Source organism: Blautia faecis, assembly GCF_027662325.1.
GTDB lineage: Bacteria > Bacillota > Clostridia > Lachnospirales > Lachnospiraceae > Blautia_A > Blautia_A faecis.
On sequence record NZ_JAQDKY010000018.1, the window covers coordinates 62358 to 69110 of the forward strand.

9 protein-coding genes and 2 pseudogenes are annotated in these 6753 nt (G+C 43.1%); 1 reads left to right on the forward strand and 10 read right to left on the reverse strand.

What is annotated here, in order from left to right; all coding sequences use genetic code 11:
- Positions 1-2: 2 nt before the first annotated feature.
- From ssnA to PGQ38_RS19940, 5 genes and pseudogenes are all read right to left on the reverse strand, one after another.
- Complete coding sequence (ssnA, locus tag PGQ38_RS10280) at positions 3-1340, reverse strand: putative aminohydrolase SsnA (RefSeq protein ID WP_118583354.1); 1338 nt, start codon at positions 1338-1340, stop codon at positions 3-5.
- 158 nt (positions 1341-1498) lie between these two features.
- Positions 1499-1612, reverse strand: a complete 114-nt coding sequence (locus tag PGQ38_RS20625; protein ID WP_373119326.1) for a DUF6783 domain-containing protein — start codon at positions 1610-1612, stop codon at positions 1499-1501.
- A 108-nt stretch (positions 1613-1720) separates the two neighbouring features.
- Complete coding sequence (locus PGQ38_RS10285; RefSeq protein WP_118583352.1) at positions 1721-2314, reverse strand: histidine phosphatase family protein; 594 nt, start codon at positions 2312-2314, stop codon at positions 1721-1723.
- Entirely contained in the window at positions 2307-2687 is a 381-nt protein-coding gene (locus tag PGQ38_RS10290) for a bifunctional adenosylcobinamide kinase/adenosylcobinamide-phosphate guanylyltransferase (protein ID WP_148463350.1), read from the reverse strand. The genes PGQ38_RS10285 and PGQ38_RS10290 overlap by 8 nt, the downstream gene beginning before the upstream one ends.
- Positions 2623-2810 (reverse strand): annotated as a pseudogene (locus PGQ38_RS19940) (DUF6783 domain-containing protein); the annotation flags it as partial. The pseudogene PGQ38_RS19940 and the gene PGQ38_RS10290, both read right to left, overlap by 65 nt.
- Here PGQ38_RS19940 and PGQ38_RS19945 point away from each other — a divergent pair.
- Positions 2794-2840: pseudogene (locus PGQ38_RS19945) on the forward strand (DUF6783 domain-containing protein); the annotation flags it as partial. The pseudogenes PGQ38_RS19940 and PGQ38_RS19945 overlap by 17 nt on opposite strands.
- A gap of 36 nt (positions 2841-2876) precedes the next feature.
- Here the strand turns inward: PGQ38_RS19945 and cobS are convergent.
- The 5 genes from cobS to PGQ38_RS10315 are packed head-to-tail and all read right to left on the reverse strand — an operon-like array spanning position 2877 to position 6583.
- Positions 2877-3641: an adenosylcobinamide-GDP ribazoletransferase gene (gene cobS / locus PGQ38_RS10295; protein WP_330674466.1), complete on the reverse strand. Its 765-nt coding sequence runs from the start codon at positions 3639-3641 to the stop codon at positions 2877-2879.
- Entirely contained in the window at positions 3628-4170 is a 543-nt protein-coding gene (locus tag PGQ38_RS10300) for a bifunctional adenosylcobinamide kinase/adenosylcobinamide-phosphate guanylyltransferase (protein WP_118583346.1), read from the reverse strand. The genes cobS and PGQ38_RS10300 overlap by 14 nt, the downstream gene beginning before the upstream one ends.
- A 1-nt stretch (position 4171) precedes the next feature.
- The gene (cobT, locus tag PGQ38_RS10305) at positions 4172-5224 is read right to left on the reverse strand and encodes a nicotinate-nucleotide--dimethylbenzimidazole phosphoribosyltransferase (RefSeq protein ID WP_195699701.1); all 1053 of its coding nucleotides are present in this window, start codon (positions 5222-5224) and stop codon (positions 4172-4174) included.
- Positions 5221-5637, reverse strand: coding sequence for a GtrA family protein (locus PGQ38_RS10310; RefSeq protein ID WP_270431598.1), 417 nt, complete (start codon positions 5635-5637; stop codon positions 5221-5223). The genes cobT and PGQ38_RS10310 overlap by 4 nt, the downstream gene beginning before the upstream one ends.
- Positions 5621-6583: a glycosyltransferase family 2 protein gene (locus tag PGQ38_RS10315; RefSeq protein ID WP_270431600.1), complete on the reverse strand. Its 963-nt coding sequence runs from the start codon at positions 6581-6583 to the stop codon at positions 5621-5623. The genes PGQ38_RS10310 and PGQ38_RS10315 overlap by 17 nt, the downstream gene beginning before the upstream one ends.
- Between the last annotated feature and the right edge of the window lie 170 nt (positions 6584-6753).

The following is a 6753-nucleotide window of genomic DNA, read 5'->3' on the forward strand; positions in this document are numbered from 1 at the left end:
ATTTATTTTCCTCCGTTAATATCGTCAGCCAGTTCCTGTGCAGACTGACGGCAGTCAGCCATAACCTTATCTACGTCACAAACCAGCACTTCCCTGTCTTTCATAAGAACCTTGCCGTTACATACAGTAGTCACAACGTCATGTCCTGTAGTTCCAAACAGAAGATGTCCGTTTACATTGTCTGCTCTCATAGGTGTAAGCGGGTTGTAATCCATTACGATCACATCGGCAGCTGCCCCCTCTTTCAGAACACCAAGTGGTTTCTTAAAGTAGCGGTTGGCAATAATTGCATTGTTCTCAAAGAGCATCTTGGGAACCTCACCCCATGCAGCATTTGGATCGCAGAGATGATGCTTGTGAAGGATATTGGCAACCTTCCAGGATTCCAGCATATCGTGGGTGTATCCATCAGTTCCAAGTCCCGTAACGATTCCCTTATGTACCAATTCCATGGTAGGCGGACATCCGCAGGCATTTCCCATATTGGATTCCGGGTTGTGGACAACCATGGTATCAGTCTCTTTAATTAAATCCATCTCATGCTCGTTAATATAAATACAATGTCCCAGAAGCGTCTTCGGTCCAAGAATATTCCAATCGTAAAGTCTGTCTACAATTCGTTTGCTGTGCTCCTTCAGGCACTGATGAAGGTCATAGATTCCCTCTGCAACATGAATATGATAGCCAACACCGTCTGGCTTCAGTTCGTTACACAATTCCATGGTCTCATCGGAAATAGTGAAAGATGCATGCATACCCATCATAGCAGCGATCATGTCGCTGTCATCTGCAAGTGCGTGTTTGATAAAGTTCACATTCTCCATTACAGATTCTCTGGACTTGTCCATGCCGTCACGGTCGGAAATTTCATAGCAAAGGCAGGTACGGACACCAAGATCCTTAGCTGCTGACTCAATAGCACTGAGGGAACCGGTAATATGTCCAAAGCTTGCATGGTGATCAAATACAGTCGTTACACCATTCCGGATACTGTCGATGTAAGTAGCCATCGCAGAAAGTCTGGTCTGCTCCAGGGTAAGATGACGGTCAATGGTCCACCACTGTCCATCCAGAATATCCAGAAAGCCCTTGGGATTATATCCTTTAATACTCAGACCTCTGGCAAAAGAGCTGTAGATATGCTCATGGGTATTGATAAATGCAGGCATGATAACTCCGCCTCTGGCATCTACAAATTCTCCATCCGGATATGCCTTCTTCACCTCATCTGTAGTCCCCACCATAACTATGGTGTTACCATCCATTGCAACTGCACCGTTCTCTATAAATGCCTTGGATGCGTCCCGTGTGATCATTCTTCCATTACCAATAATAAGCATATGGCATCCTCCTTTACTTGTTAAAATTGTTGAATCAAATAGCACAATTCAACATTTTTTAGGATATTTTATACAGATAATGTAACACATTCCCATATAAATTTCAATAGGAAATCTAAAAATATTTTTTGCTTTCTCAAAATTTTTGTTCAAACAAACTAACTGATCACAGCCAAAACACGCTCTAGGGCATGTTTGAAAATGCTTTCTACAAGCTGTACGTCACAATTCGAGGGAGATTTTGCCCGCAGTCTGCATAAACATGAAAACAAGGCAGTCTGTCAATTAAACAAACTGCCTTGTTCTCTCTATTAATGGATTTTTCAAACAAGCTCTAATCCATAGCTGATTTTCCATCTGCATTATTCGTATATGTATCTTTATAACTCCCGGATCACATGCAAGAATTTCCGGCCCTTTTTCCATAATTCAGGATCAATTTCCACCTCATAGCCTTTGCCATTCTGCACATGCCAGTCATAAAAAGAGCGGTCTTCGTCTGCATATTCTTCCATAACATTCATGATCGTACCGCCATGCACCACAAGTGCTGCCAAAGAAATCCCATTACGGAGACAACCATTTACAGCTTTCTGGAAGCCGGTCACATTGCGTCTTTTAAATTCCTCTCTGCTCTCTCCTCCCGGAAATGGCAGTAGTCCACCAGAATCGATCCAGGACTGGTAATGTTCATTTCCGTCCAGTTCCTGATAATTTTTATTTTCAAATTCTCCAAAATCACATTCTGCAAGCTCATCAATAATATTCAGCTTTTTTCCGGGAAAAAGGATTCCTGCTGTCTGGGTACAGCGGATCATAGGACTTGCATAAACTGCCTGTACCTCCGGATAAGCAAGCTGCGCCAGCATATTCCCAGCCTCCGGACAAAGAGGTTCATCCGTTCTTTTTCCTATATATCTTTTTAACTTATTCCCCTGGGTTTCCCCATGACGAATCAGAATAAGTTTAAGCATTTTTGATCACCGTCCCAATTCCACATACTACACGTATTACCTTTTTGCTTTTTGATGCGAGATCCGTACAGACTCTTCCCACTGCCTCCCGGTATTTCCGGTCAAAAGCATCCATGGGGACAACGCCGTATCCTACTTCCTGACTTACCAGAATGATATCCGGATTTTTCTCCCATAATTCTTCTGCCAGTCTGGCCACATCTTTGTCTGCTTTTAATTCTTTTTTGATATACTCCTGAAAATCAAGGACGCCCTCTGCATTCATAAGCTCTTCTTTTTCCAGATCAGCTCCCTTTTTCCAGCAGACATCAGGATGATGTTCTTTTGCATATGTGCTCTTTCCCTGAAAAGCACCTCCAATGATCATTTCCATTGTTACAATTTCTCCTTTTTTCCCAGTTCCCGGAGCGTGTCTGTAAAAGACTTTCTGCAAGATGTACGTCACAATTTGTGGGAGATTTTGCCCAGATGAGGGCGCGTAGCGGGCTACGACAACCGAATTCGGGCAAAATATACCGCAAAGTGGGGCGTGCAGATTGCGGGAATGATTTTTCAGACACGTCTAGATAAATACAGAAACAACAGCCAGTACAACAGCCATTCCCACCTCACAAAGGCACAGAAAATAGCCTGCCAGGTCACCTGTGATCCCGCCAAAATATTTCATTGCCTTATAATGATAATAAAGGAAAACAAGTACTGCAGTTCCAAATGCCAGAATGCCCATCACAGGCTGGATCCATATCATCACCGCCAGCAGAATTCCAAGATAGACGATCAGCACATTTCGCACGATCATATCTTCTGCTTTTCTGGAAAATTCTGCTACAGTTCCATCTTTACGTGCCTTTGGAAACATCATGACACTGATTCCGGACAAACATCTGGAAACCATAAATCCGAGAGCCATGATCAAAAGTGCCCGCCTGTCCGTCCACAACTGACTGTAAGCTCCATACCATATCAGAAAAAAAGCACAGGCTGTAATAACCGCAAATGCACCGGCATGGGAATCTTTCAGAATTTCAAGACGTCTCTCCCTTTCCTGCCAGGAGCTTAATGCATCCGAGGTATCCAGAAGACCATCTACATGGATTCCACCTGTCATCATTACCGGAACCAGTACAAGAACTGCTGAGACAAAAGACGGATTAAATCCAAATTTTCCGCCTGCCCATCCTACCAGATAAGAAAGCGCTCCAATTACCAGACCGATAAAAGGAAAAAAACAGAATGTATATTTCATATTCTCCTTGTTCCAGTCTGCCATTGGCATAGGGATTTTTGAATACATGGCAAATGCCACTTTAAAATTATTCCACAGCATTTTCAATGATTTTTCCTCCTTTATGCCAGATTGGAATCCCATATACTACTTCAACCACCTCATCAGCCATTTTTCCAATGTTTTGATTAATTATCCCCAGATATTCCTGATAGCGGATGGTATCGCCCTCATAACTGGCTGCTTCGGAAAAAATCTCATTCGTGACAATCACCAGATGACGTACCTGGCTACTCAACTTTTTTATGCCTTCCAAAACGGCTTCCACAGTTTTTTCACCAGCCCCTTTTTCCTCAAACATCTCATTAGCGGCAAGATTGGACATACATTCCAGAAGAACCACAGCATTTTCCGGGAAATCCAGATTCTTCAATCCGGTATAGCATTCAACTGTCTCGAATCCTTTTCCTGCACGCATTTTCCGATGACGTGCCACACGCTTATGACTTTCCTCGTCATATGGATGCATGGTTGCAATATAGATTCTTTTTGCCGGTCCAAAAGATACTATTTTATCTTCTGCAAAAGCAGATTTTCCGCTTCCGCTTCCTCCGGTCACGACTGTCATCATATTAATTCAGCTCCTCGTACTGGTCCACGTGAATATCATCAAATGTACTTAATGTATTGTAAAGAGTAGCTCCCATATCAAGAAACGGACAAAGGGCAATGGCTCCAGTGCCTTCCCCAAGACACATGTCAGCATGAAGCACAGCTTCTTTTCCAAGCTCATCCAGAACAAGATGTGCTGCCGGTTCTTTGGACACATGACTGGCGATCATATAATCCGCTGCCTCCGGGCAAAGTCTGGCTGCTACAAGTGCGGCAACTCCGGAAATAAAACCGTCAATAAGAACCGGAATCTGTAATGCAGCTCCACCAAGATACACACCTGCCATTCCTGCGATATCAAGACCTCCAACTTTTGCAAGCACGTCTATGGAATCTTTTGCATCCGGCTTATTTAAATCAATGGCTTTCTTAATCGCCTGAATCTTGCGGGTAAGCCCATCGCTGGAAAGTCCTGCACCACGGCCAGTCATGGTTTCCACAGGTTGCCCCAGAAGCACAGATGCAACTGCACTGCTGGTTGTGGTATTTCCAATTCCCATCTCACCAGTTGCAAAAAGACGATAACCCTGAGCCTTCAGTTCTTCTGCCATAGCAATTCCTGCTTCAATTCCCTTTATGGCTTCGTCTCTTGTCATAGCCGGACCTTTCGTCATATTGTGGGTTCCATACATAACTTTCAGATCTGTACGTGCTGTAGTATCTCTTACCATTCCCACATCTACTGGCTTTACATCCACTCCACACTGGTGGCACATTACACATGCGGTAGTAGTTTCTTTTACAAAATTATCTGCTACAATTGCAGTGACTTCCTGTCCTGTCTGGGTAACCCCCTCTTCTACCACGCCATTGTCTGCACACATGGCAACAAGAGCCTTTTTTCCAAGATCCACTTTCTCTTCCCCTGTAATTCCAACGATCTGCGTAATCAGATCTTCCATTTTTCCAAGGGAATGGAGAGGCTTGGCGATGCTATCCCATCGTCTTCTGGCTGTTTTCATTTTTTCCTCATTCAGAGGCTTTATCTGTTTAAGTGTTTCTTCTAATGTCATGATTTCCTCCTGCTGGTAAATACCAGGAATTTACTGAATATGTAATTTAATGCCAGAACTACAAACTGGGTGATAAATTTGCCGGCCATATCATTCATGTGTATGATCTCTGCAAAGAACCATACGCCTGCTACTTCGATCGCCATTGTTACACCTCTCGCTCCGACAAATTTGCAGAATGGACGGATATGGTCTTTCAAAGTCTCACATTTGTCCTGAAAAACAAATTTAGAATTTACCACATAAGCAAAAAGAATTGCCAGAATAATCGAGATCACATTTGCAAGATCTCTTTGAACTCCTGCCTGGCGCAGAAGAAAAAAGCTCACCAAATTCACCAGTGTAGTACATCCTCCAAAAAACACATAACGTACCACATCACTGGCATACAGTTTCTTAATGAAAGCAGTCATGGTTTACCTCCTGATAGACATCCTCTTTTCCACGAAGAATCTGGGAAATGATATAACGTGGACGCCGTTTTACTTCTTCGTATATTTTTGCAATATAATAGCCGATGATTCCAAGACTGAGCATAATAGCGCTTCCAATAAGCAAAAGAACGATAAGGGTAGTTGTATATCCCTCTACCGCTCTGCCGGCAAAAAATTGTACCAGCGAATAAATAATCAAAATCAGGGAGCATCCAAAGCATGCCCCTCCTACGACCGTTACAAATTGCAACGGTGCTGTAGTAAAAGCCACAATATTGGTAAACGCGTATTTTATCAAGGACCAGGTAGACCACTTAGACTGTCCAGCTTCTCTGTCCCGCACCTCAAATTCCACATAAGTGGTCTTAAATCCCACCCAGGATGAGGTCGCACGGAAAAACATATTTCGTTCTGGCATAGAAAGAATACTATTCACTGCTTTCCTGTCCATCATTTTGAAATCCGAAGCATTCTGCATATTCACACCTGTAGCCTTGGACATGATTCCATAGAAAAAGCCAGCGCTCTCTTTGTGAAGCAGACTTTCCGTTCCTCTTGATTTCTTTACGCCTTCGATTACTTCCCATCCCTGCTCCCAGAGATGGTACATGGAAATCAAAGTTTCCGGCGGGTGCTGCAGATCACAATCCATAACTGCCACCACATCTCCTGTAGCCTGGGCCATTCCTGCATATACTGCTGCTTCTTTTCCGAAATTTCTGGAAAAATGAACGCCAAGAACATTTCCATCTTTTTCTCCGGCTTTGGTGATTTCTTCCCAGGTTTTGTCTTTTGAGCCATCGTCAACAACAACTAGTTCGTAGGAAATGCCGGCTTCTGCTAATACTTCATGAAGAACACGACAGGTTTTTCCTACCATCAGTTCTTCGTTATAAGCTGGCAAAACCACTGATAATCTGCTCATTTTTTCATCCTCTTCTCTGCTGACAGCCTTGTATATTTATGTTTAAAACGTGACAGCAGATCTTATTCTTTTCGATTTTTCAACGTTCCCATTATATTACAAATCCAGTGGGCAGGCAACCTTAATTGATATTCTTCAGAATTTAATAACAAAAAAACGATAACCAACCG